14 protein-coding genes are annotated in these 24,787 nt (G+C 65.6%); 6 read left to right on the top strand and 8 right to left on the bottom strand.

The genetic code is table 11. From position 1 onward, the window contains the following. Positions 1-26 precede the first annotated feature (26 nt). From ACOZBP_RS12030 to ACOZBP_RS12020, 3 genes are read right to left on the bottom strand one after another with little or no spacing between them, the layout of a single operon-like run. Positions 27-944 (bottom strand): alpha/beta hydrolase, encoded by a 918-nt coding sequence (locus tag ACOZBP_RS12030; protein ID WP_422676679.1) that lies wholly within the window; start codon positions 942-944, stop codon positions 27-29. Further along, a complete protein-coding gene (locus ACOZBP_RS12025) occupies positions 941-2,476 on the bottom strand; it encodes an MFS transporter (RefSeq protein ID WP_422676678.1) in 1,536 nt (511 codons plus the stop codon). The genes ACOZBP_RS12030 and ACOZBP_RS12025 overlap by 4 nt, the downstream gene beginning before the upstream one ends. Beyond that, positions 2,473-4,536 carry a glycoside hydrolase family 97 protein gene (locus ACOZBP_RS12020; protein ID WP_292091962.1) on the bottom strand — a complete coding sequence of 688 codons (2,064 nt, stop codon included), beginning with the start codon at positions 4,534-4,536 and terminating at the stop codon, positions 2,473-2,475. Before ACOZBP_RS12020 ends, ACOZBP_RS12025 begins: the two co-directional genes overlap by 4 nt. 65 nt (positions 4,537-4,601) lie before the next feature. Between ACOZBP_RS12020 and ACOZBP_RS12015 the strand changes: the two genes are divergently transcribed. Then, positions 4,602-5,660 (top strand): LacI family DNA-binding transcriptional regulator, encoded by a 1,059-nt coding sequence (locus ACOZBP_RS12015; protein WP_422676689.1) that lies wholly within the window; start codon positions 4,602-4,604, stop codon positions 5,658-5,660. A gap of 7 nt (positions 5,661-5,667) precedes the next feature. Here the strand turns inward: ACOZBP_RS12015 and ACOZBP_RS12010 are convergent, their stop codons facing one another. Beyond that, a complete protein-coding gene (locus tag ACOZBP_RS12010; RefSeq protein ID WP_422676677.1) occupies positions 5,668-7,311 on the bottom strand; it encodes an alpha-glucosidase in 1,644 nt (547 codons plus the stop codon). Next, positions 7,308-9,098 (bottom strand): alpha-amylase family glycosyl hydrolase, encoded by a 1,791-nt coding sequence (locus ACOZBP_RS12005; protein ID WP_422676676.1) that lies wholly within the window; start codon positions 9,096-9,098, stop codon positions 7,308-7,310. The genes ACOZBP_RS12010 and ACOZBP_RS12005 overlap by 4 nt, the downstream gene beginning before the upstream one ends. Positions 9,099-9,387: 289 nt before the next feature. Between ACOZBP_RS12005 and ACOZBP_RS12000 the strand changes: the two genes are divergently transcribed. Beyond that, the gene (locus tag ACOZBP_RS12000) at positions 9,388-12,189 is read left to right on the top strand and encodes a TonB-dependent receptor (protein ID WP_422676675.1); all 2,802 of its coding nucleotides are present in this window, start codon (positions 9,388-9,390) and stop codon (positions 12,187-12,189) included. Positions 12,190-12,343: 154 nt separating this feature from the next. Then, a complete protein-coding gene (locus ACOZBP_RS11995; protein ID WP_292091966.1) occupies positions 12,344-13,627 on the top strand; it encodes a sugar MFS transporter in 1,284 nt (427 codons plus the stop codon). Between the two features lie 733 nt (positions 13,628-14,360). Here the strand turns inward: ACOZBP_RS11995 and ACOZBP_RS11990 are convergent. The 3 genes from ACOZBP_RS11990 to ACOZBP_RS11980 all read right to left on the bottom strand — a co-directional run bounded on the left by ACOZBP_RS11990 (position 14,361) and on the right by ACOZBP_RS11980 (position 18,131). After that, a complete protein-coding gene (locus ACOZBP_RS11990; protein ID WP_422676674.1) occupies positions 14,361-15,644 on the bottom strand; it encodes a sugar MFS transporter in 1,284 nt (427 codons plus the stop codon). Positions 15,645-15,680: 36 nt separating this feature from the next. Then, entirely contained in the window at positions 15,681-16,811 is a 1,131-nt protein-coding gene (locus tag ACOZBP_RS11985; protein ID WP_422676673.1) for a glycoside hydrolase family 5 protein, read from the bottom strand. A 66-nt stretch (positions 16,812-16,877) separates the two neighbouring features. Further along, positions 16,878-18,131, bottom strand: coding sequence for an MFS transporter (locus tag ACOZBP_RS11980; protein WP_422676672.1), 1,254 nt, complete (start codon positions 18,129-18,131; stop codon positions 16,878-16,880). A gap of 127 nt (positions 18,132-18,258) precedes the next feature. Between ACOZBP_RS11980 and ACOZBP_RS11975 the strand changes: the two genes are divergently transcribed. The 3 genes from ACOZBP_RS11975 (at position 18,259) to ACOZBP_RS11965 (ending at position 24,699) form a co-directional block, all read left to right on the top strand. After that, positions 18,259-19,293: a LacI family DNA-binding transcriptional regulator gene (locus ACOZBP_RS11975; protein ID WP_422676671.1), complete on the top strand. Its 1,035-nt coding sequence runs from the start codon at positions 18,259-18,261 to the stop codon at positions 19,291-19,293. A gap of 122 nt (positions 19,294-19,415) precedes the next feature. Continuing rightward, positions 19,416-22,133, top strand: a complete 2,718-nt coding sequence (locus tag ACOZBP_RS11970) for a TonB-dependent receptor (RefSeq protein WP_422676670.1) — start codon at positions 19,416-19,418, stop codon at positions 22,131-22,133. 70 nt (positions 22,134-22,203) lie between these two features. After that, positions 22,204-24,699: a glycoside hydrolase family 3 N-terminal domain-containing protein gene (locus ACOZBP_RS11965; protein WP_422676669.1), complete on the top strand. Its 2,496-nt coding sequence runs from the start codon at positions 22,204-22,206 to the stop codon at positions 24,697-24,699. Positions 24,700-24,787 lie beyond the last annotated feature (88 nt).

The following is a 24,787-nucleotide window of genomic DNA, read 5'->3' as shown; positions in this document are numbered from 1 at the left end:
CACTTAGGCAGGCGTCAGCAGGAATTTCAGCGGCACGTCGAGGCGCTGTTCCACGACGCCTCATTGTGCTGGGCGCCGGGGAACAGCAGGGTCTGGAAGTCGCGCGGACCATAGCCACGCTCGCGGAAGACGGCGTCGATGCGGCTCTGGAAGGTGGCGTAGAACTGATCCAGCGTCTCGTCGCCCCGGTCGAAATAGAAGCGGTGCGAACCGGGCGCTGGCAGGCCGTTCGCCACGACCTGGGTCCAGGCCTCGACCACCTTTTCGCGCCAGACCGCGAGCGCCGCCGGATCGTCCAGCCCGTCGATGCGTAGCGGCCAGTGCGTCGACAGACAGGCGGCGGCGCCGAAGACCTCGGGGCGCTTCATCACCGCATAGAGGGAGATCAGCCCGCCCATGCTGGAGCCCGCGGTCATCGTGTCCGCCGGGCCCGTCAGGGTGCGATACGCGCCATCAATAAAGGGCTTCAGCTCCTCGACCAGGAAGCGCAGATAGTCGTCCGACAGGGGCGCGCCGCCATAGAGGGTCTGGACGTCCTCGCGCACCTCTGCGGGCAGGGCGGCGATCAGATCGGCGGGCACGTATTCGCGCAGGCGCAGCGACGTGTTCCACACCCCGACCACGATGGGCGCGCGCACCTGGCCGTTGCCGATCAGCCGCCCCAGATGCTCGTCCACGCCCCATTCGCCGAAGGCGGTCTTCGAGGCGTCGAACAGGTTCTGTCCGTCGTGCATGTAGAGGACGGGGTGGCGATCCGATCCCGCCTCATAGCTGGGCGGCAGCCAGACAGTGACGTTGCGCGGCCGGACATGGGCGGAGGCGAGGTCGGGATGTTCGACCAGCCTGCCGTCGATCGGAGCCTGCGCCGCCGCTCGGCCCGCGAAGGGCAGGGCGGCCAACAGGCCCAGAGCTGTCCGGCGCGACAGGCCCGCGCCCCCGATCATGCCCTGTGCTCCCTCACGAACAGGGCCGAGACGGCGGCGATGAAGAAGCTGATCCCGCCGATGATCAGGGCGTAGAGCGCCTGCCCCTCGAACAGATGGCGCAGGATCAGCCCCAGTATGGTCGCGGCCAGCAATTGCGGCACGACGATGAAGATGTTGAAGACGCCCATATAGACGCCCATCTTCCGCCCCGGCAGAGCGCCCGCCAGGATGGCGTAGGGCATGGACAGGATCGAGGCCCAGGCGAAGCCCACCCCGATCATCGGCAGCCACAGCAGGGCCGGATCGCGGATCAGCGTCAGGCCGATCAGACTGAAGCCTCCCAGCACCAGATTGATCGCATGGGCGCCGCGTCGTCCCGTGCGCCGGGCCAGGACCGGGATCAGGAAGGCGGCCAGCGCCGCCACGCCGTTATAGACGCCGAACAGCATCCCCACCCAATCGGCGCCGGCGTTATAGGCCGCACTGGTCGGATCGGACGAGCCGTAGTGGACTGAAGTCACCGTGGCGGTGGTGTAGATCCACATGGCGAACAGGGCGAACCAGCTGAAGAACTGGACCACGGCCAGGCCCTTCATGGTGTCCGGCATGGCGAAGATGTCGTCGAGAATTTCGGTCAGGCCGTTGGTGCGCGCCGCGCGCCGGAAAGCCGCCACGGCCAGTTGCAGGGCGCCGAACAGGGCCAGCGCCCCGGCCAGGATGTAGAGCTCCTTCTCCCAGCCTGCGGCGAAGACCACGGCGGCGATCGCGACGCCCAGCCCCAGGAAGGTCAGGCCGCCCAGACCGTAGAGGCCCGCGTCGCGCTGGGGCGAGGTCGGGACCGGGTCGTTTTCGGCCGCGCCGTCAAAGGCCGCGACCTGGGCGGGGCTGTATTCCTTCGTTGTGAAGACGGTCCAGAGCACCGCGCCCAACAGACCCGCCGCCCCGATATAGAAGGCGACCTTCACGGACAGGGGCACGGCCCCCTCCGCCGCCGTAGAGGCGAGGTTGAAGACATTGGACAGCAGCCACGGCAGGACCGAGGCGAAGACCGCCCCCGCCCCGATGAAAAAGCTCTGCATCGCATAGCCGGTCGTGCGCTGCTCCTCGGGCAGATTGTCCCCGACGAAGGCGCGGAACGGCTCCATGGTGATGTTGATGGAAGCGTCCATGATCCACAGCATCGCTGCCGCGAACCACAGGGTCGGGCTGTTCGGCATCAGCACCAGAGCCGCCGAGGTCAGCAGCGCCCCGACCAGGAAATAGGGCCGGCGGCGGCCCAGCCCCCCCCAGGTCTTGTCGCTGAAATGGCCGATGATCGGCTGGACCAGAAGCCCCGTCACCGGCGCCGCGATCCAGAGGATGGCCAGGCTGTCGATCTCGGCGCCCAGGGTCTGGAAGATGCGGCTGGTGTTGGCGTTCTGCAGGCCGAAGCCGATCTGGATGCCGAAGAAGCCGACGCACATGTTCCAGATCGCCCACATCGACAGGCGTGGGCGCACCGCGCGCGGCGTCAGGGTCTCAGCGGACAGGACGGGGGCGGCCTGGCTCATCGACGCGGCCTCCGCCCCAGCGGAACGAAGCGGATCGCCTGGCCGCCGCCGGGCGCTAGGTTGAGAGTCAGGGTGTCGGTCGACGTCACCTCGCGCTGCTCGATGACGATGTCCTCGCGACGGTCGGTGAAGTTGGCGTCCGGCCCGTCGCGGTAGATCTCGGCCCTATAGCGGCGGCCCGCATCGAGGAAGGTCAGCGGCGCCGACAGGCTCCGCGGATGCTCGTCGGTCACGGCGCCCAGCGCCCAGACATCGGAGTTGCGGTCCTTCCGGGCGATGGTGACGAAATCGCCGATTTCGCCGTTCAGCACCCGTGTCTCGGCCCAGTCGACCGGCACGTCCTTGATGAACTGGAAGGGGCCGGGGTTGGCCTCATAGTGGACCAGCAGGTCCGCCGCCATCTGCAGGGGGCTGTAGATGACGACATAGAGGGCCAGTTGCTTGGCCCAGGTCGTCTGGATGCCGCCGGGGCTGCGCGTCTCCATGCCGAAGATGCCGGGCGTGTAGTCCATCGGCCCGGCCAGCAGGCGGGTGAAGACCAGATTGGCCTCATGTTCAGGCGGATTGCCGGGCTGGCCCCAGGCGCTGAACTCCATCCCGCGCGCGCCCTCGCGCGTGATCATGTTCGGATAGGTGCGGCGCAGGCCGGTGTCCTTGAACGGTTCGTGCGCATTGACGGCGATCCGGTGACGGGCGGCGGTCTCGATGACGCGCATATGGTGCTGGGCCAGGGGCTGGCTCTCATGCCAGGCGAAGACCATGCGGCCGTCCGGCCCGGCCACGCGCGCACCTCCGGCGTCGGCTACATAGCCGGTCTTCACCGAACCCACGCCGAGCCGCTCATAGAGGGCCATGGCCGCGTCCAGCTGCTTCTCGTAGTGATAGGCGTTGCCGCCCGTCTCGTGGTGGCCGATCAGCTGCACGCCCTTGGATCGGGCGTGCGCCGTCACCCGCTCGATGTCGAAATCAGGATAGGTTTCCGTGAAGCTGAAGTCCGAGCCGTTGGCGAACCAGTCGCCGTCCCAGCCCTTGTTCCAGCCCTCGACCAGCACCCCGCCGAAGCCGTGCTCGGCGGCGAAATCGATGTGCTTGAGGGCGTTCTCGGTGGTGGCGCCATGCTTGGGGCCGGAGCCCCAGGACTTCACTTCCAGGTGCATCTCCCACCAGACGCCGACGTACTTCATCGGCTTGAACCAGCTGACGTCGCCCAGCCGGTTGGGCTCGTTCAGGTTCAGGATCAGGCTGGATTCGGCCAGGCCCGCCGCCGTGTCGCTGATCTGAAGGGTTCGCCAGGGCGTGTGGAAGGGGGCGTCGCGCACCACGGCGGCGTTGGTCAGGCCGGGCGTCAGCTGGGCGCGGAAGTCGAGCCCCTCGGACCGGCGCAGGTTCATGCCGGAATAGTCGATCAGCGCGGCCTCATGGATCGAGACGTGCAGGCCGGATTCGCCGCGCACAGTGATGGGCGTCTGGGCGCTGCCGACCGCGCTGATGCGGGTGCGGTTGTAGAGATATTCCTCGCGGTTCCATTCCCAAGCGGGAATCCACCAGGCGTCGCCGTCCTCGGCCAAGTTGAACTGGGTCAGTTCGGCGCCGATGCGGACCGTCTTCAGACCGTCCTGTTCGGGGAATTCGTAACGGAAGGCCACACCGTCGTCATATAGGCGCCAGACCAAGTCGAAGCGACGGCGCAGCCCGGCCCGCTCGACATAGGAGACGCGCCATTCGCTGTAGTGGTTGCGGACGTAGCGGCGCTCGCCCCAAGGCTGCTCCCAGGTGTCGTCCACTGTGACCGGCTGGCTGGCCGTCAGGGTCAGGTTGCGTTCCAGCATGGGGGCGTCCGTCAGCAGGAAGCCCAGCCATGAAGTGTTCACCACGGTCCGGCCCAGACGGCTGACGCTGTAGGTGGGGCGACCGTCGTTGTCGGTCGCCATCTCGACGGTCAGAACCCCGCCCGGCGACGAGGCCCGCACGGCGTTCGAAACGGTCTGGGCGGCGACAGGAGCGCCAAAGGCCAAGGCGGAAACAGTCCCGAGAGCCAGGAACGAGCGACGCTTCAACATTAGAAAAACTTCCCCACTGAGAGCCCCTTGCCATCCGCCCGCGGAGAGGCGCATGAAAGAGCAAGATTTGCAGCAAATTTTGCAACGACTGGTTTTGGAGCATCCGTCCCGTGAGCCGAAAGCCCACGCGCCTGGAGGACATCGCCCTGTTGGCGGGCGTGTCGATCTCCACGGCGTCCCGCGCCCTGAATGATCATCCGGCCGTCAATGACCGCACCAAGCAACTGATCTGGAAGCTGGCGCGCGAGCACGACTATCCGTTCCGCCGCTACATGCCCGCAGGCCCCATCGGTGCGGAGGCGACCATCGCCCTGGTCGTGCCCCGTCCTCAGGGTCGCGAAGGTCGATTGAGCGATCCGTTCTTTCTGGAGCTGCTCGCCGGCGTCGGCGAGGCCGCGCGAGAGCGGGGCTGCGACCTGATCATGAGCCATCTGGCGCCGGCCACCTACGAAGACGTCGCGGCGGCGATGACGACCAGTCGGGCCGACGGCGTCATCTTCCTCGGACAAAGCACGCTTCACGCGGCGTTCAACCGCATGGTCGAGACCGAGGCCCGCTTCGTCGTCTGGGGCGCCGAGCTGCCGGATCAGCTCTATTGCTCGATCGGATCCGACAACATCAACGGCGGCCGCCGGGCGACCCTTCACCTGGCGCGGCTGGGTCGAAAGCGGATCGTCTTTCTCGGCGATCTTGATCCGCCCGAAGCGATGCAGCGGCATCGTGGCTATCTGGACGCGCTGGGCGAACTGAAGGTCGCCGTCGATCCGGCGCTGATCGTGGACGCCCATTTCGAGGTCGAGTCGGCGGAGGCTTCCGTCGAGGCCCTGATCCGGCGCGGCGTGGCGTTTGACGGCGTGGTCTGCGCCAGCGACCAGATCGCGCTGGGCGCGGTGCGCGCGCTTCAACACGCGGGGCGTTCGGCGCCGGGCGACGTGTCCGTCATCGGCTTCGATAATGTGCCCTTCAGCCGCTACAGCAGCCCGGCCCTGTCCACGATCGCCCAGGACACGATGAAGGCCGGTCGCCTGATGGTCTCCAAACTGCTGGACCACGGCGGCGACACGGTCGGCCGCTCCGCACGGGTGCCCACCGAGCTGATCGTTCGCGAAAGCTGCGGCGGCTGATCCCACCTCAGCCGTCCTGCTTCATCAGGACGGCGCCCAAAGGCGGCAAGACGCCGGGCAGATGACCCGGATTGACCGCGTCGATCAGGCTGTAGCCCTCCGGCGCCGTCCAGGACTGATCCTCGTGACTCAGGTTGAACGCGGCTATCAGCCGCTCGCCGGCGCCTTCGCGGGTGAACACCAGAACCGGCTCGATCGACTGCACCGTCATGTCGCCGACCTTCAGCGCCGGATGGGCGTGACGCAGCGCCAGGATGCGGCGGGTGGCGTTCAGCATGGAGGCGGGATCGGCGTCCTGCGTCTCTACCGCCATGGCGGGATGGCGAGGATCGACAGGCAGCCAGGGCTCGACGGTCGAAAAGCCTGCGAAGGGCGCTGTCGCGCTCCAGGGCATGGGGGTGCGAGCGCCGTCGCGCCCCAGGGTCTGCGGCCAGTTGACGATGGCCTCGGGGTCCACCAGTCGATCGTACGGGACCTCGCCCTGCGGCAGGCCCAGCTCTTCGCCATAGTAGATGAAGGCGTTGCCGCGCAGGGATGTCAGCAGCAACATCAGCATTTCGGCGAGGGCGCGCGGATCGCGGCCCTCGGTCCAGCGCGAGATCGCGCGCGGCGCGTCGTGGTTCGAAAAGGTCCAGGAGGGCCAGCCTTCGCCCTCCGCCCCGGGCCACATGGCGGCGCCCTGGCGCACGAGTTCGGCGACCATCCGGCTCGCATACAGATACAGAAAGCCGTAGGCGCTGTGCAGGTGGCGATTATCGGCCGTGTATTCGGCCATCTCCCGGTCAGCATGGTCGCCTCCCACCTCGGCCACGGTGAAGCGGTCGCCCGGATAGGCGTCGGTCAGCGCCCGGACCCGTGCCAGGAAGGGCGCGATGTCGGCGTGGGACTGATTGTGGATCTTGTCCTGGAAATCGAAGGGGCGGGTGCGCTTGCCGCCCGGAGGCAAGGCCGGATTGTCCTTGAGGTCGGGATCGTGCATCGAGAAATTGATGGCGTCCAGACGAAAGCCATCCACACCCCGGTCCAGCCAGAACCGCCCCGCCGCCAGCAGAGCGTCCTGCACCGCCGGATTGTGCCCGTTCAACTGGGGCTGCTCCGGCAGGAAATTGTGCATGTAGTACTGGCCCCGTCGCGCATCCCAGGTCCAGCCAGGTCCGCCGAACACCGACTGCCAGTTGTTCGGCGGCGAGCCGTCGGCGCGGGCGTCGGCCCAGACGTACCAGTCCGAATAGGGACCGGTGCGGTCAAGGCGGCTGGCCTTGAACCAGTCGTGCTGATCGGAGGTGTGCGACCAGACCTGGTCGATGATGATCTTCAGTCCAAGGCCGTGCGCCTTCTCCACCAGCCGGTCGAAATCCGCCAGGGAGCCGAATATCGGATCGACATCGCAATAGTCGGCGACGTCATAGCCGAAGTCCTTCATGGGCGAGGTGTAGAAGGGCGAGATCCAGACGCCGTCCACGCCGAGCGATGCAATATGCTCCAGATGGGCGGTGACGCCGTTCAGATCGCCGATGCCGTCGCCATTGCTGTCGGAAAAACTACGGGGATAGACCTGATAGATGACCGCGCCGCGCCACCACTCCTGATGAGCATCTTCGGCCTGCCGGCCTTGCGGCGCGGTGACGACATTAAGGGTCGCAAGAGTCACTGGGCAGAGCTTTCCGAAACGCAGATCATGTAGTCGAGGGGCGGCAGGGTGACGCGCACGACGCCCGGCGCGACGGAGGTCGCGGGACATTGGCCTCGGCTGGTCGTCCAATGGGTGGAGGCCGGATCGATGGCGATATTGGCCGTCAGGGGCGTCGTTCCGGTGTTGAAGATCACCAGGGTCTCGCCGGGCTGATCCGGCAGGCGTCGGCTGAAGGCGAACAGGCCGGGCTCTTCCGCCGCCGCCCGGCCGAACTGGAGCCCTCTCCGAAGAGCCGGGTCGGAGGCGCGCAACCGGGCCATCTCGGCGATGCGGCCATAAAGCGGGGCGTCACGATCATAGGGCGCGCGCAGGCCGCCGATGCGGCGTTCGGTGCGGTAGGTCTCGACCTGACCTTCCCACATGTCCTGGCGACCGCCGCCGTAGCCGCCTTCGCCCGCGAAGCCCTGTTCATCGCCGTAATAGAGCGTCGGCACGCCGCGGCTGAACATCATCAGGGCGTGGGCCAGCGTCGTACGAGCCAACAGTTCTTCGTCATCCGCGTTCGGATGGGCCTTCAGCACGAACCCGCCGATGCGGCCCATGTCGTGGTTTCCGAGGAAGGTCGGCAAATGCAAGGCGGCCTCCACCCCGCCCTCGTAAAGGGCGTCGGCGTCGAACATCGTCTGCAGGGCGTCCGGCGCTTTTGCGCCGTTGGCCACATCAGTCGCCACGGACTGGAAGGCGAAGTCCAGCACGGCGGGCAGGCCGTCGACGCGGGTGTGTCGCGCCAGCGCCGCCGGGTCGGGGTCGTAGACTTCGCCGAAGATGTGGAAGTTCGGGATGCCGCGTGCCTTCGCACGCTCCATCATCGCTGGTACGAACGCCTGCCAGAACTCTGGATTGACGTGTTTGGCCGTGTCGATGCGGAAACCGTCGATCCCATATTCGTCGATCCAATCGCCGAAGATCTCGATCATGCCCTGAACCACGCGCGGATTCTCGGTGAAGAGATCGTCCAATCCCGCGAAGTCGCCGTAGATGGAGTTCTCGCCTCGGAAGGTCGAGTCGCCGCGGTTGTGGTAGAGCAGGGTATCGTTCAGCCAGGCGGGGACCTTCACCGTCTCCTCTCCGGCCGGGATGTAGGGGGTGTAAGCCCAAGTCGGATCGGTCAGCCGCGCGAAGTCGTCCGCGCCGCCGTCGCCGCGAAATCCATCGTTGATCGCGACGCCTTCAGGGCCGCCGCGTCGGGTCCAGGGATAGTCCGCTATCGACCGATAGGCGCAGGCGCTGGTCGGACATTCGCGATACTGGATCACGTCGGCGGTATGGTTGGTGACGATGTCCAGATAGACCTTCATGCCGCGCGCATGGGCCGCTTCGACCAGGGCCTTCATGGTCTCAGGCTCGCCGAAGTGGGGGTCCGGGCGCGTGAAGTCCGTGATCCAGTATCCATGGAATCCGGCCATCATCCGCCCCGCCGTTGGCTGAACGGGCTTGTTCTTGAAGATGGGCGCGAGCCAGACCGCGGTCGCTCCGAGACCCTGGATGTAGTCGAGCTTCTGGATCACCCCGGCCAGATCGCCGCCGTGATAGAATTCCGGGTTGGCGGGATTGAAGCCGCTCCTCAGCGGATCCGGCCCATAGCCTCCGTCGTCGTTGCCCGGATCGCCGTTCGCGAAGCGGTCAGGCAACAGGAAATAGATGACCTCGTCCTGTGGCGGCCGCTGACGGAAGTCCGTCTCTGGGGCTTGGGCGAGAGCGGACGACGCCATGACGGCGGCGACGCTCGCTACGGCTAACCGCATTGCTGCTGAATTTCTCATCGTTCCGTTCCTCCGCATGGCTGCCCTCCCGATGCGTGCCAGGGGGATCGATTTGCAAGTTTTTGCAGCGACGGTTTTGAGTGTCAACCCTGGCGTTTTGAGGGCTTTCAGCCTCGAATGCCCGTTTTGCAGCGCAATATCGATCCTTTGGAGTTCAGCATCTCTCGACACCTTTAGGGCTGGAGCATTAACTGCTTGCAACCTTTCCAGATGTTTGCATAGATTTGCGAACGACCGCTTCGCGAGAGGGCGGCGGACATGGGAGGACGAGATGTTCACAGCATACAGCCGCCGTGCGCGCCTGATGACCGGAGGCGCCGCCTGGCTGGCGGCCAGTCTGGCTTTGACGGGGGCGGCCAACGCGCAATCCACGACCCCGGCGCCGGGCGATGCCGAGACCACTCAGGTCGACGAGATCATCGTCACGGGCATCCGCAGCGCGATCGAGGCGTCGATTTCGGCCAAGGCCAACAACACCTCCATCGTCGAGGTGATCTCTGCCGAGGACATCGGCAAGCTGCCGGACGTCTCCATCGCCGAGTCCCTCGCCCGCCTCCCTGGCGTGACCTCGCAGCGCCTCGACGGACGCAGTCAGGCCATTTCAATTCGCGGTCTGGGTCCGGATTTCACGACCGCCCTGCTGAACGGGCGCGAGCTGGTGACCACCAGCGACAACCGCGGCGTCGAATTTGACCAGTTCCCGTCGGAGCTACTGGGCAGCGTCGTCGTCTACAAGACGCCGGATGCGGCGCTTGTCGGACAGGGTCTGGCAGGCACTGTCGATCTTCGGACCGTGCGTCCGCTGGACTATGGCCGGCGCGCCATGGCGCTGAACTATCGCCATGAATGGAACGACATCGGCGCCCTGAACTCGGGCACTACCAATCGCGGCGACCGCTTCACCCTGTCCTATATCGACCAGTTCGCGGACGATACGATCGGTCTGGCGCTGGGCTATGCGCATATGAGCTCGCCCTATCAGTCTGAGCGTTTCAACAGCTGGGGCTATCCGGAATACAGCGACGGCAATTTGATCACCGGGGGCGTCAAGCCCTATGTCATGTCGTCTGAGCTTGAGCGCGACGGTTATATGGGCGTGCTGGAGTGGCGGCCGAGCGACCGCTTCCACACGACGCTCGACGCCTTCTACTCCGAGTTCAAGAACACCCAGGTCCTGCGCGGCATCGAGTTTCCGCTCGCCTGGGGCGGTTCGTCCGGCGACTGCGATTCCGTCGGCAATGTCGCGACGCCTGACGTCTGCCGTCCCGGCCCGTCGCTGCGTCCCGGCTACACGGTGCAGGACGGTCTGATCGTCGCGGGGGTCTGGGACAACATCAAGGGCGTGGTGCGCAACGATCTCAACAAGCGCGACAGCAACATCACCGCTCTCGGCTGGAACACCCAGTTCTTCGCCAATGAAGACTGGAGCTTCGGGCTCGATCTCAACTATTCCAAGGTCGAGCGCAACGACCTCATCTTGGAGACCAACGCCGGAACCGGGCGCAACATCAACGGCGCGTTGGACAGCCTGGGCTTCGAGCTCACCAGCGACGGGGTGACCCGCTTCACGAGCCAACTGAACTATGCCGACCCGATGCTGATCCGGCTGACCAGCCCGCAAGGGTGGGGCGGCGATGTGATCCCCGAAGGTCAGGCCGGCTACATGAACACCCCCTCCATCGAGGACGAGATCAAGGCGGTCCGGATGACCGCGCGCCGGGAACTTCACCAGACGCCGTTCAGCGCGCTGGACTTCGGAGTCAACTATTCCGAACGCAGCAAGACCTTCGTCAACGACCAGTTCTACCTGGGCGTCCCTGGCGGCGGGGACTTGGCCGTGCCGTCGCAATTCCTGCTGGATCCGACCGACCTGGGCTATCTCGGCATTTCGCAGGTTTTGAGCTACGACGCCCTGGCGCTGGTCAACAGCGGCGCGCTCAACCTTATCCGTAATCCGAACGCCGACGTCGTGGCCGGAAACTGGGACGTGGTCGAGAAGGTCACCACCGCCTACCTAAAGGCCAACATCGACCACAACCTGTTCGGCCTGCCGCTGACCGGCAATGTCGGCATTCAGTTGGTCTACACGGACCAGCAGGGGCGCGGCTTCGAGGCGCAGCAGATCAGCGCCGGCGTCGCGGCCGTGGAAGAGGTCACCGGAGGCGCAAAATATCTGGAGGTTCTGCCCAGTTCGAACTTCATCCTCGAAGTCGGGCAGGATCTTTTCGCGCGCTTCTCGGTGTCACGCACCCTGGCGCGGCCGCGCATGGACGACATGCGGGCGGGTCGAAACTTCTCGTTCGATGCGGGCAAGAACAACGATGAGGCCACGCCCGAGCAGAACTCACCGTGGGGCGGCGGGGGCGGCAATCCCGAACTGATGCCGTTCATCGCCAATGTCGCGGATCTGTCTTTCGAAAAATACTTCGCCAACCGCCGCGGCTATGTCTCGCTGGCCGGCTTCTACCGCGATCTCGAAAGCTACGTCTTCACCTACAACCGCATCTTCGACTTCACCGGCTATCCGACCGGCGGGGTCGTCCCGGTGATCAACGAGGGGATCATCTCCACCCCCGAGAACGGGAACGGCGGCTGGATCAAGGGGGTCGAGTTCTCCGTGTCGGCGCCCTTCGACATCTTCCATCCAGCGCTGGAAGGCTTCGGCGGCCTGTTCAGCGCCTCGGTGACCGACAGCGAGGTGCAGCCTGATCCGGCGAACCCGCCGACCCCCATGCCGGGTCTCTCGGAAACCGTCCTCAACGGCACCCTCTACTTCGAGCGGGCCGGTTTCCAGTCGCGCGTCTCCGCACGCTATCGGTCGGATTACCTGGGCGAGGTCGCCGGTTTCGGCAATGGGCGAACCCTGCGCTCCGTGGCCGAGGAGACCGTGATCGACGCCCAGATCGGGTACGAATTCCAGTCGGGACCGCTGGAAGGCCTGTCGATTCTGGCCCAAGTCAACAACCTGACCGACGAGCCGTTCAAGACCTTCGAGAACGGCGATGAACGCCGGACCATCGATTATCAATCCTACGGCCGCACCTTTGCGGTCGGCCTCAACTACCGCTTCTGAGCCGACTGGGGCCGCGTCTTCGGGCGCGGCCCCGCTTTTTTGTCGGATGTTCTTCGCCGATGTGCCTTGCAGTGTCGTTGCCGCTGCTGCGTCGCCGGTTGAGGATGAGGCAATACAAGAAACAAGTCCGCCTAGCGGCTTTTGGGAGCGATTCATGAGCCAGCTTCAGACCAGCGGTCGTCGCGGCACGGGACTGGCCTTCGCCTATGTCACCAGCCTGTTCTTCGCCTGGGGCTTCGTCACCTCCCTGATCGACCCCTTGATCGCGGCGGTGCGCCGCGTGTTCGACCTCAGTCTGGCCGAGGCGATGCTGACCGCTTCGGCCTGGTTCATCGCCTATGGCGTGGCCTCATTACCCGCCGCCTGGATCCTGTCACGGCTGGGCTACAGCCGCTCGATCATCGCCGCCCTGGCGACCATGGTGGCGGGCTGCATCATCGTGCCTCTGGCGACGATCGCAGACGTCTATGCCGGGGTTCTGTTCGCCCTGTTCGTGATCGCCTCGGGCGTCACCTTGCTCCAGGTCGCGGCCAATCCCCTGTCCGCGGCCCTGGGCTCGCGCAAGAGCGCCCATTTCCGCCTGACTTTCTCGCAAGCGTTCAACTCGCTCGGCACGACCCTGGGGCCGATCATCGGCGCCAGCATCCTGCTGACCGGGGGCGTCTTCGCGGCGGACGCCGTGATCACCTCGGCGACTCGCGGCGAGTCCCTGCGCTCCATCGACTTCGCCTTCCTCGCCGTCGGGGCCTTCTTCGCTCTGGTCGCCGTGTTCATCTGGACCGCGCGCAAGCGCATCGACGCCTCCGTCGCCGACTCCCCAGTGGAGGTCGTCTCGCCCTTGTCAGCCTTCCGTTCGCGCTGGGCCGTCTTCGGCGCCTTGGCCATCTTCGTTTACGTCGGGTCCGAGGTCGCCATCGGGGGGCTGCTGATCCCCTTCCTCAGCGAGGGGAACATTCTGGGGATCGAGGAGCATCAGGCCGGTCATATGGTCGGCATCTACTGGGGCTGCGCCATGATCGGTCGATTCATCGGCAGCGCGCTTCTGACCCGCGTGCGGGCAGGCGTTCTTCTGTCGGTCTGCACCGTGGCCGCAGCGGCCCTCGCCTTGGTGGTGACCCAGACCAGCGGCTCGACTGCAGCCTACGCCGCGCTCGGCATCGGCCTGTTCAACTCGATCATGTTCCCGACCATCTTCACCCTGACGCTGGAGCGGTCGAGCGCCCCGGCCTCGGCGACCTCGGGCCTGCTCGTGTTCGGCATCATCGGCGGCGCGGTCCTGCCATGGGTCGCCGGCCGCATTGCGGATGAGTTCGGCAGCGTGACGCCGGCGTTCTTCGTGCCTCTGGCGGGATACCTAGCTCTGACGATCTTCGCGGTCGCTTGCGCCCGCACCCGTGCGCGGCTGCAGGATGGGGAGACGACCCTCAGTCCTCACTGACGCTCATGCTTCTGATCCAAATGGTCTTGGTGCGGTGAGATAGCGGCGTGACTGTGTGGTGAACGGTCAGCATCGGAGACGACTTCCCACGCCTTCCAATGCCGACTTCTCAGCAGCAGGTGGCGGAGGCCTGCTGGCCCTGACTACACGCAGTGATCTGGAGGATGTGGCGCATGCATTGCTGTTCATAAACACGCGTGAGATCACAAAAGACGCGCTGGACGGATCGGCCGTGGTGAAACAGCGCCGTGAGAGCCCGTAAAAACGTTCGCGAAGAGTCGGAAGCAGCCGTCGGCCCCCACCGAATGTCTGAAATTCGGCAAACTGCCAAAGTCCGCTCTTGGCGCATTGCAGCCTTTCGCCCGGAGAGGGTCAGGAAGGTCAGGGACATTCTGCGGCGTGCAAATAGAGGCTGTGACCTCCCTGTTCGTCTCTCCACGGTCGCTTGAAAGGCGATGTTTCCAGTGGAGTTTTTGTGCTCAGTCTAAAGCTTGTAGTGTCCCAGTCAGGCCGATCCGGAGGTTGGCGATCATCGTCTGTCCTTGCAGGAGGAGACCTCAGCAAGGAACAACGACAGAGGTGTGGACGCAAGCCGCGGGGTGAGCCGAGTCTGGGATGTCCTAGAACAGGCCTTCTACTCGCTGAAGGCAGGGGCCGCAGCGGGACACGAACAGCGCACTGCTGGCTTTCAGTCACAGCGCGGCGGCGCGGGCACGGATCTATTTGTCCCGGGTTAGTGCGCCACGACTTGGTCTTGGTCTGGCCGCGTCCGGACCGCGCGGGCGCAGGCCAGGGCGAATACAATCAGGACGATGTAGCCGCCCAGCGGGACGAAGAAGGCCGGGGTAACCGCACCTGTCGCATCAGCGATCGCCCCGGCGATCGGGGGCAGAATGGCGCCACCGATGATGCCGAAGACGAGCAGGCCCGACGTGGCCGAAGGTGAGGCGCTGGATCGCTCAAGCGTCAGGCTGAAGATGGTCGGGAACATGATGGAGTTGAAGAAGCCGATCGCCAGGGCGGCATAGGTCGCCGTGGCGCCGTCCGTTTGGGTGACCACCAGGGCGAGCGCTGCCGCGATCATGGTGCAGCCGGAAAGCAGGTAGCCGGCGGAAATGCGGGTGAGCAGGGCGCTGCCGACGAAGCGGCCGATCATGGCGGCGCCCCAGTAGTACCAGCCCACCATGTGACCAGCTTCGTGCGGAGCCAGACCCAAGCCCTCTGCAGAACTGATGAAGGGGATCAGCAGGGCGCCGATGGTCACCTCGGCCCCGACATAGAAGAAGATGGCGGTCGACCCGAAGACGGCCCAGCCCGAGCGGAAGGCGGCCAGCGGGGATACGACGCCTTCATGGCTTCTGTCGGCGACTGCGGCCTCTATCCGCTTGCGCGCGGTCCAGATGAAAACTGCGACCAGGGCGAAGAAGGCACCGACGGCAAGGAAGGCGAAGTCGATCGAACGCAGGGATTCTCCACGGGAGGCCGGCGAGATGACTGCGTCCGCAGCGAAGACGCCGCCCGTGAGCAGGATGGTCGATCCGATCACCGGGCCGAGTGTTGCGCCGAGCGAATTGAAGGCCTGGGAGAAGGTCAGTCGCAGGTGGGCAGTGCGGGGTTCACCCAGAGCCGCCGAGAGGGGGTTGGCCGCGACCTGCAGCAGGGTCACGCCGCTGGCGATGACGAACAGGGACAGGAGCACCAGTGCGTAGACGTCGACGATCGTCGCCACAGGAACAAGGATGCAGCCCAGCACCATGGCGGCGAGGGCCGCGATGATGGCGCGGCTGTAGCCCAGTTTAGACAGGACCCAGCCAGCAGGAATGGAGGCGACGCCGTAAGCAATGAACCAGGCCGAGGCTGTCAGCATGGCTTCGGCCGTGCTCAGGTCGAATACGCGCTTCACCGCCTGGATCAGGGGGTCGATGAGCGCCGTGACGAAGCCCCAGGCGAAGAAGAGGCTGGTGACATAGGCGAAGGCCAGGCCGGCGGGCTGGCGTCGAACGGGCTGGATGGTCATCCGGGCGGGTTCCTTCAGATTGGGGTGTCGCGAAGCCTAGAGGCAGTCCGCGTTGAACCGCTCTTCGCCGGCCCAGGTGCAGGCGCCGTCGATGCAGTCGATCAGGTTGTGGGGGAAGCTGTTTGTGGAATGGTCGAAGACCTGGAACCAGCCGCCATCGTCCCAGACTGCCGTGGGCATGCCCATGTCCGCGGCGTGGGTCTGGTTGAACCGACTGTAGAAGAGGCGAACGTTGTTGCAGTTCATGGTCGGCAGCCGGCGGTGCCAGCCGACGCCCCACTCGCCAATGTAGACCGGCATGCCGGCGCCGGTCGTCGAAGCCCAGCGCGCCATAATCTCCATGGGGCCCCGGATGTCGGCGTCAGTCCAGGCGTCGGCGTAGTCGCCCTGGTTGTCACCTGCGAAGGCCCAGGGATTATAGTGATGGAAGGTCGCCATCAGATAGGGATCGCGGCCATCGCCGACCTCGGAGAGGTTTGGCCAGGTCCGGGCCATTTCCTCTGCGCCGAACCACTGATTGCCGCCGATGATGATGATCCGTTCGGCGTCCCGGGCCCTGATCCTGTCGTAGGCCAGTCCGGTCATGCGCCGCAGAACGGCCGGCGACATGGGATCATGGTTGGCCAGGTGGGGTTCGTTCAGGATTTCGAAGATCAGGCGATGGTCGCGGTCTCCGAACCGTTCGCTGATGTCCGACCACAACTGTTCCAGCACATTGCCCCGGCCGTTTTCCTTCAGGCGCTTCTCGTGGTGCGCATTGAGGACCACGTAGAGGCCGGGTTTGGAGAGGGCGTAGTCGATGACCTCCGTCAGGGCTGCAAGGCGAGGGGAGGTGAGGTCGATGCGCCCCGTGTCTGGGTCCGCAAGGGTCGTTCCATCGACATCCTCGGTCCAGGTGACGGGTATCCGCAGGTTTCGAAACCCGCGCGCATAATAGGCGTCAATCTTGGGGCGCGCCGCCTCCAGGGTGGGCGGGTGTTGGCTGTTGTCGAACATCTGGCCAAGGTTGAAACCCTTGCCCATGTGCGCGGCGGCCTGCCGCGCGGTCGGCGCCGACAGGCTCTGGGCGGCATACGGGGCGGTGGCCATCGCCGCGGCGGAACAGCCGGGCGCTGTGGCCAGCACGGCGGCGCCGAGCATGGCGGCGCGAGCCCAATTTTTGCTCATCGAATGACCCTCCCCACGTTGTTCTAGAGTCATGATTTTGAAATTGACAGCGCTGTCGTTCGTTTTCTATCGCGCCATTCGGACGCCCGCCACGGCAAGCCCGCCCAGTAGGGCGACGCCGGCGGAGGCGATCATCAACATCGGCCAGTCGGTCCGGTCCGGCCCAAGGGCGGCGATGGCCAGCACGGGGGCCAGGATCGCGGGGAGGGTGTTGGTGAGGTTCATCACGCCGAGATCGCGGGCGGTATGGCGCCGTGAAGGAAGGATCTGGGCGACGAGAGCGGTGTCCACGGTCGTGTAGAGCCCGAAGCCCAGGCCGTAGAAGACATAGCCGAGCAGGGGGCCTGGCCACTGGGGATAGAAGGCGAAGATCAGAAGCCCGCTGGCGAGAAGGGCGGCCGCCAGCAGGATGAAGGGCTTTCGGCGGCCGAAGCGGTCCGAGATCAACCCTCCGGCAAAGCCCGCCAACAAGGTCAGGAGCGTCGAGAAGGCGATCAGCCGGGCAAGACCGCTCTCCACGGTCGCCCCGGGGAACTGTTCTGCATATCGTGCATGATCGGCGAGGTAGAAGAGCATGTAGGCGCTGATCACGCTCGCCGAGATCTGAAAGCAGAACCGGGACGCCCAGACGAAACCGAAGTCGAGGTTCAAACCTTTTCCCGGGGATGAGGCGATTGCGACGGCCTTCTTGCGCGGACGGGCCGGCGCCGGCGGCGTCTCTTTCCAGACGAGCAGCAGCGGAAGAAGGCAGACGGCCACAAGCAGTCCCAGGACGATGAGGCGTGTCGGAATATCGGACAGGATCGGAGCGGCGATCAGAACGCCGCTTGCGGCGCCCATGGGGGCTGCGATGCCGATGAAGGCCGCCACCTGTCCCTTCTGATCATGGGGCACCAGGTCGGCGAAAATGGCGTGCAGCGGCGCGAACAGAAGATTGAAGGCGAACTGGAAGGCCATGACGCCCGCCAGCAGGCCGGCTGGCGTCGAGGCCTTGGCGATCAGGCCGTAGGCGAGGAGGACGCCGACGAGACCGCACAAAATCCATGGGCGGCGTCGCCCGAAGCGGGCCCGCGTGCGGTCGCTGGCCCAGCCAGCGGCGAGGTTGGTGAGGCTGGCGGTCACAGCGCCCCAAAGCGTCACGAGGCTGAGAAGGCCGATCTTGTCAGCGGGGGCGAGGGCCTCGGCCTGCATGGGTGTCAGCAGGCTGAGAAGGGGGACGAAAGCGATGAAGGCCCCCACATAGGCCAGGGTCAGAACGGCGATGAATCGGGGGGCGACCCGCGTGGCGGGCGCTGGCTCGACGTCGTCAACAAGCTGCATGACGCGGAACTGTGACGATTGTCGTGGGCCTTCGCGAGCGAAATCTTGCGGGGCTGTCGGCAAACGCGGCATAGGACATGTTCGAAGCGACGACAGGGTGCAGTCGTCAGCAGGGGCGCTGACCAGAATGGCTGCGACAATTTATGATGTGGCCGCCCTTGCCGGCGTTTCCATCAAGTCGGTCTCGCGCGTGCTCAACCGCGAGCCCAATGTCAGCGCCGCTCTCCAGGCCAAGGTTCAGGCCGCAGTCGTCAGTCTGGACTACCAGCCGAACCTGTCGGCGCGATCGCTCGCCGGCGCCTCCTCCTATCTGATCGCGGCCTTCGTCGACGCCGACCTGACGCTGGAGCACTGGCGTAGCGGGCGCGGCAACGACTACCTCAGCCGGCTCCAGTTCGGCGCCCTCGAAGAGTGCCGCAAGGCCGGGTATCACCTGCTGGTGGAACTGGTGGACTATGGCGCTCCCAGCCTTGAGGCGCGGCTTGTGGCCCTGTTGCGGTCGCTTCGTCCCGACGGCGTGCTGCTGACGCCGCCGAACGCCGATGATCCGACTGTGCTGGACGTTCTGGAGCGCACGGGCACGCCTTTCGTGCGGCTGGGCGCGGACCGCGACCTCGGGCGGGGCATGCGGGTGTTCATGGATGATCGTCAGGCCGCGGCGGACATGACCGTCCACCTGATCGGCCTGGGGCATCGCCGGATCGGTTTCGTCTCGGGTCCAGACGCCTATCCGGCCAGTCGGGCGCGACGCGAGGGATATGATCAGGCGCTCCTGGCTCATGGCCTGGTCGCTGAGCCCGACCTGGTGGTCGAAGGCGATTTCACCTTCGCGTCAGGCCGTAGGGCGGGCGAGAGGCTCCTGGCGAGCGACCGTCGGCCCAGCGCCATCTTCGCCAGCAACGACGACATGGCCCTTGGGGTTCTCAATGCTGCGGCGGCGCTCGGCGTGTCCGCGCCGGGGGGCGTATCGGTCTGCGGATTCGACGATACGCCCAGCGCCATGTTCAGCACGCCCCCCCTGACGACGGTCCGCCAGCCCGTCGCCGAGATGGCGGCGGCGGCGACGCGGATGCTACTGGAAGCGGCCCGGGACCCGGACCGGACCGTCGAAAAGATCGACTACACTCTCGTGGAGCGCGCCTCGACCCAGCCGCCAGGTTGATTTCGGTCGATCGTTGACAGCGCTGTCAAACGAAGTCAGGTTCAGGGCGGGAAACGGGCGCATCGCCAGATGCGTCGTAACGCTGGAGCTCTGAAGAACAGGGCCCACGGGGAGGGAAGACCATGATCTGCTTCAGACAATCGCTTCTGCTCGGCTGCGCCGCACTGGCGATCTCAGCCGGTTCGGCTCTGGCTCAGGACCAGGCCGCACAGCCGACCGCCACGCCGCAGGATGAAGCCACCGACCTCGGCGACGTGGTGGTGACGGCCGAGCGGCGCGAACAGTCCCTGCAGAACTACGCCGGGGTGGCCCAGGCGATTTCCGGCAAGGACCTGCGGGCCGTGGGCATCGACCAGATCGAGGATCTGCAGTCAGCCGTGCCGGGGCTGTCGATCTCCAATCAGGAAGGCAACGTCCAGATCTACATCCGGGGCGTGGGCACCGCGAACAACACCGAACTGGGGGATCCCTCGGCCGCGACCCACCTCAACGGGGTTTACCTGCCCCGGCCGCGTGGTCTCGGCGGCATGTTCTTCGATATCGCACGCGTTGAAATCGCCAAGGGGCCGCAGGGCACCCTGCGCGGGCGCAACGCCGTCGCCGGCACCCTGAACATCATCCCCAACATGGCCCGCCTCGGGGAACGGTTGGGCTATGTCCAGGGCGAAGTCGGCACGCTGGACACGACGGGCTATGAGGCGGCGATCAACCTGCCGATCGGGGATGTCCAGGCCGTACGCCTGGCGGTCTACGGCGTGGATCGCGGCACGGCCTACAAGAATGTCGGGGACGACAGGACGCTCGATCCGACGGGCATCCAAGAGCTTTTCTCCGCCCGCGCCTCCTACCTCTATCAGCCCAATGACCGGTTCAAGCTGAGCCTGATGGGCGACTACGAGTCCGAACGCGGCACCGGCTATCCTGCGACCAATATCCGCAACGGCCTGGTCAACGGCGGAAAGCCGGATGATCTGGAACTGCGCGACGTCCTGTTCCGCGGCCCGCAGGGTCTGGTCGAGAACGACAACTGGGGCCTGGCGCTGAACGCCTCCTATGATTTCGGCGGCGCGGTGCTCGAATATTCCGCCAGCCGTCGCAGCGTCGACTACTACCAGGTCAACGCCGCCAACGAGGGCGTCGTGCGCCCCGGCTATGGCGCCGCCGACGTCGACTACGACAACTTCGGGACCCAGTATTGGCTGACCCTGTCGGAGTCCGACATTCACGAGCTTCGACTGACCTCTTCGCCGGACTCCAGGACAGTCTGGTCTACGGGCCTGTTCTATTTCAAGGAGGAACAGCAGGTCGGCTTCCTGTCCGTCGTCGACAAGGGTCAGTTCTACTCCGGCACGGAGTTCACCTTCCCGGACGTGAAGTCTGACTCTTTCGCCGCCTATTTCGATGTGACCTATCCGGTTTCGGACCAGTTCCGCATCAAGGGCGGCTTCCGCTACACAGAAGAGAACAAGTCGCGTAACGGCGTCGGCGGCAACTGGGCGCTGGGCCTGGGTTCGCTGGACTACAACTGCTGCTTCAACTCCCGTTTGGGCACCGAGGGTTTCCGCCCGATCTTCACCGGACGCGACAGCTATGTCGCGCCGACGCCCGGGAACAATCAGGAAGCCGCCAAGTATTTCATGGGCGCCTTCCGTCCCGGCGCACGCGACACCTTCCTCGACCAGATCGCCGGCGTCGCTGACGGTTCGCGTCCGAACGGCACCTGCATCGACCGTCCCGACATCCAGCCTGCCGGCGGTGGTCAGATCTGCCCGGCGAACGGCCAGCACAGCTTCTTCCAGATCTCGGCGCCGGGCGCTCAGAGCGGTTCGTATGAAGACTCGTTCAGCGATTACCGTGTCGGCTTCGAGTACGACTTCACGGACGACAACCTCTTCTACGGGGCGGTTTCCACGGGTCACAAGTCGGGCGGTTTCAACGACACCATTACGGTCAACGGCGTGGCCACCGCGCCGACCTTCGCGCCGGAATCGGTGACCCTGTTTGAGCTGGGAACGAAGAACACCTTCCGGCCGGCCAGCGGCCGCATCGATGTGAACGCCAACGTCTTCTACTATGACTACGCGGATCAGGTCTTCCAGACCCTGGTGTCCCTGGGCACCGGACCGGGCGGGGCCAGCGCCGGCTTCTCGCAACAGAACGTCAACGTCGCCCAGTCCACGATCAAGGGCTTCGAGCTGGAGACGCGCTTCGACCTGCCGTTCCGGTCGCGTCTGGACATCATCACCGCCTATATCGACGCCAAGGCGGACAGCGGCGCGCTGACGGACACGCGTGGCACCGACTACGGCGACGGCACGCCCAACTTCAACATCGACATCGCCGACAACGACCTGCCCAACGTCTCGAAGGTCAATATCAACGCCCACCTGCAGAAGACGGCGGACCTGTTCGGCGGTCGCGCGGACTTCCATCTCCTGGCCAACTATCGGTCGTCCTACTACCTGAATATCTACAACGAGGCCCCGGTCATCCAGTTTGCCGACAGACCTTCGGACGCTGCCGGCCAGGCCGCCTATGACGCCTTCAAGGCTTCCATGGCGGGGACGACCGTCAATCCGAATGCGCCGTTGTCCAGTCCGTTCCTGCGCAGCACTTCGGCGCGGGACGGCGGTTTCTGGGCGCGTCAGGAGGGCTATGTGACCGTGAACCTGGGCGCCGGTTGGGAGCCTTCGAGCGGCCGCTATCGCATCGAAGCCTATGTGAACAACGTCTTCGACAAGACGGTCGTCGAGAAGCAACTGGTGTCGGACGAGGTGGTCAACGTCCTCTTCCTGAACCAGCCTCGCACGGCCGGCCTTCGTCTGCGCGCCAACTTCTAGTCTCCTGGACTGGGGCGGCGCTGATCTTCGGATCGGCGTCGTCCGTTTTTTCTTCAGTACGAGGTCCCGCATGTCAGCGTCCCGTCGATCGCTCGTGTCCGCCATCGCCCTTGCGGCTGTTCTCGCCGGCTGCGCCTCCGCTTGGCCTTCGGCAGCCGAGAACGTCAGCGCCCAGGCCGCTCCGGCCGTCTGGCCCATGGCCGCCAGCCCCCGCGCGATCACCGACGCCCGCACCGAAGCCATGATCGACGGCCTGCTGGCGCGCATGACCCTCGAGGAGAAGGTCGGTCAGATTGTTCAGGCCGACATCGCCTCCATCACGCCGGACGATCTGGCGCTCTACCCCATCGGGTCCATTCTGGCGGGCGGTAATTCTTCGCCGGAAGGCAATGAGCGGGCGCCTTTGGAAGACTGGGTGGCCCTGTCGCGCGCCTTCAGAGCGGCGGCTGCTGCGCGACCGGGGGCGGCGGTGCCCCTCATGTTCGGTATCGACGCCGTTCATGGACACAACAACATCGTGGGGGCGACGCTCTTTCCCCATAACATCGGCCTGGGCGCCGCGCGTGACCCCGACCTGATCCGGCGCGTTGGCGAAGCCACGGCCCAGGAGGTCGCGGCCTCGGGCGCCGACTGGACCTTTGGGCCTACCCTGGCGGTGCCGCGCAACGACCGTTGGGGGCGGACCTATGAGGGCTATAGCGAGCATCCGGAAATCGGCGCGGCCTACGCCGGGCCGATGACCCTGGGCCTGCAGGGCGAACTGGTCGAGGGACGCCCGCTGGCCGCTGACCGGATCGCAGGCTCGGCCAAGCATTTCGTCGCCGACGGCGGCACGCAAAACGGCGTCGACCAGGGCGACGCCGTGATCTCTGAAGCTGAACTGATCGCCATCCACGCTCAGGGCTATGTCCCGGCGATCGATACGGGCGTGCTGACGGTTATGGCCTCCTTCTCAAGCTGGAACGGCGAGAAGATCACCGGAAACCGCTCGCTTCTGACGGATGTGCTGAAGGGACGGATGGGCTTCGAGGGCTTCGTCGTGGGGGACTGGAACGCCCACGGCCAGGTCGAGGGCTGCAGCAACGAGAGCTGTCCGCAGGCGATCAACGCCGGACTGGACATGTTCATGGCGCCGGACAGCTGGCGTGGTCTCTACGTCAACACGCTCGCGCAGGCCCGATCGGGTGAAATCCCGGCGGCCCGTCTGGATGACGCCGTCCGCCGTATTCTTCGGGTGAAAGCCAAGCTGGGCGTCTTTGACAGGGAACGCTCGCTTGAAGGCCGAACCGACGTGCTGGGTTCGCTCGCGCATCGTGCGCTGGCGCGTGAGGCGGTGCGCAAATCCCTGGTGCTGCTGAAGAACGACGGGGTTCTGCCGATCCGTCCGGGAACGCGAGTACTGGTGGCCGGGACCGCCGCCGATTCCATTGGCCAGGCCTCTGGCGGCTGGACCGTGACCTGGCAGGGCACGGACACGACCAATGCCGATTTCCCGGGCGGGACGTCGATCTGGGCTGGTCTGCGCGAGGCTGTGACCGAGGCGGGGGGCGTCGCCGAACTGAGCGCCGACGGCGCCTATGGCCAGAAGCCTGACGTCGCCGTCGTGGTCTTCGGCGAGACCCCGTACGCCGAATTCCAGGGCGACATCGAGACGCTCGACTTTGGTCCCGATGAGCCCCTCGCCCTGTTGCGCCGTCTCAAGGCTGCCGGAATCCCCACTGTCTCCGTCTTCCTCAGCGGGCGTCCGCTCTGGGTCAATCCGGAGATCAACGCCTCGGACGCCTTCGTCGCGGCCTGGCTTCCCGGTACGGAGGGCGGCGGGGTCGCCGACGTGCTGGTTGGGGGCTCGGGTGGGCGCGAGCCTGTCGATTTCACAGGCCGGTTGTCCTTCTCCTGGCCGCGCTCGTCCGATCAGGACGTCTTGAACTTCGGTGACGAGAACTATGCGCCTCAGTTCGCCTACGGCTATGGGCTGAGCTATGCGCGGCCCGGCGCCGTGCCGCTGCTGTCGGAAGACGGCGCGGCGACCGTGACGAGAAGCAACCTTGACCGGTATTTCCGTGACGGGCGCGTCCAGTCGCCCTGGTCGCTTCTGCTCCGCGACAGCGGCGGCGACGCCAGGGTGGGGCAGGCGCTGTCGTCGGCCAGTCCGAGGGGAAGCCTCTTGGTCCGGTCTGCAGACGGAGCGGCCCAGGAAAGCGCCATGGCGCTTTCCTTCTCAGGAGCGGCGGAAGCCGTCATCTTTGGACCGGCCGTGGACCTGTCTCGCCAGCGTAACGGCGACATGGTGCTTACGGCCGGGGTCAGGCTCGAAAGCCGGGTCGCCGGACCTGTTGAGCTGGGTTTTGGCAAGGATCGGATCGATATCGCGCCGCTCCTGCACGACGCCAAGATCGGCGAATGGCGGACGGTCAGGATCAGGCTGGCCTGTTTTGATGCTGAGACGGCGGGCCTCATGGCGGTGGAGACCCCCTTTGTCCTCGGCTCGAAGACCCCGCTCCGCATTTCCCTGGCGGACATCGGTCTCGTTCCCCACGACGCCGAGGCGACCTGTCCCGCGAGCTAAGAGCAGAGATCAAGGGCGCGGTGAAGCCATGCGCCGGGACAAGCCCCTTTGAAGGCGGACCTGATCGACAGGGCAGGTGAGACTAGGG

The sequence above is a fragment of the Brevundimonas sp. NPDC058933 genome (assembly GCF_049315965.1).
Classification (GTDB): Bacteria; Pseudomonadota; Alphaproteobacteria; order Caulobacterales; family Caulobacteraceae; genus Brevundimonas.
The sequence above is the reverse complement of the archived record's forward strand: the minus strand, read 5'-3'. Positions and strand labels throughout refer to the sequence as shown.

What these genes read in the sequence shown, in the direction of transcription:
- ACOZBP_RS12030 (WP_422676679.1), bottom strand. Translation starts at nt 944, where the DNA reads ATGATCGGGGGCGCGGGCCTGTCGCGCCGGACAGCTCTGGGCCTGTTG.
- ACOZBP_RS12025 (WP_422676678.1), bottom strand. Translation starts at nt 2,476, where the DNA reads ATGAGCCAGGCCGCCCCCGTCCTGTCCGCTGAGACCCTGACGCCGCGC.
- ACOZBP_RS12020 (WP_292091962.1), bottom strand. Translation starts at nt 4,536, where the DNA reads ATGTTGAAGCGTCGCTCGTTCCTGGCTCTCGGGACTGTTTCCGCCTTG.
- ACOZBP_RS12005 (WP_422676676.1), bottom strand. Translation starts at nt 9,098, where the DNA reads ATGCGGTTAGCCGTAGCGAGCGTCGCCGCCGTCATGGCGTCGTCCGCT.
- ACOZBP_RS12000 (WP_422676675.1), top strand. Translation starts at nt 9,388, where the DNA reads ATGTTCACAGCATACAGCCGCCGTGCGCGCCTGATGACCGGAGGCGCC.
- ACOZBP_RS11995 (WP_292091966.1), top strand. Translation starts at nt 12,344, where the DNA reads ATGAGCCAGCTTCAGACCAGCGGTCGTCGCGGCACGGGACTGGCCTTC.
- ACOZBP_RS11990 (WP_422676674.1), bottom strand. Translation starts at nt 15,644, where the DNA reads ATGACCATCCAGCCCGTTCGACGCCAGCCCGCCGGCCTGGCCTTCGCC.
- ACOZBP_RS11985 (WP_422676673.1), bottom strand. Translation starts at nt 16,811, where the DNA reads ATGAGCAAAAATTGGGCTCGCGCCGCCATGCTCGGCGCCGCCGTGCTG.
- ACOZBP_RS11980 (WP_422676672.1), bottom strand. Translation starts at nt 18,131, where the DNA reads ATGCAGCTTGTTGACGACGTCGAGCCAGCGCCCGCCACGCGGGTCGCC.
- ACOZBP_RS11975 (WP_422676671.1), top strand. Translation starts at nt 18,259, where the DNA reads ATGGCTGCGACAATTTATGATGTGGCCGCCCTTGCCGGCGTTTCCATC.
- ACOZBP_RS11970 (WP_422676670.1), top strand. Translation starts at nt 19,416, where the DNA reads ATGATCTGCTTCAGACAATCGCTTCTGCTCGGCTGCGCCGCACTGGCG.
- ACOZBP_RS11965 (WP_422676669.1), top strand. Translation starts at nt 22,204, where the DNA reads ATGTCAGCGTCCCGTCGATCGCTCGTGTCCGCCATCGCCCTTGCGGCT.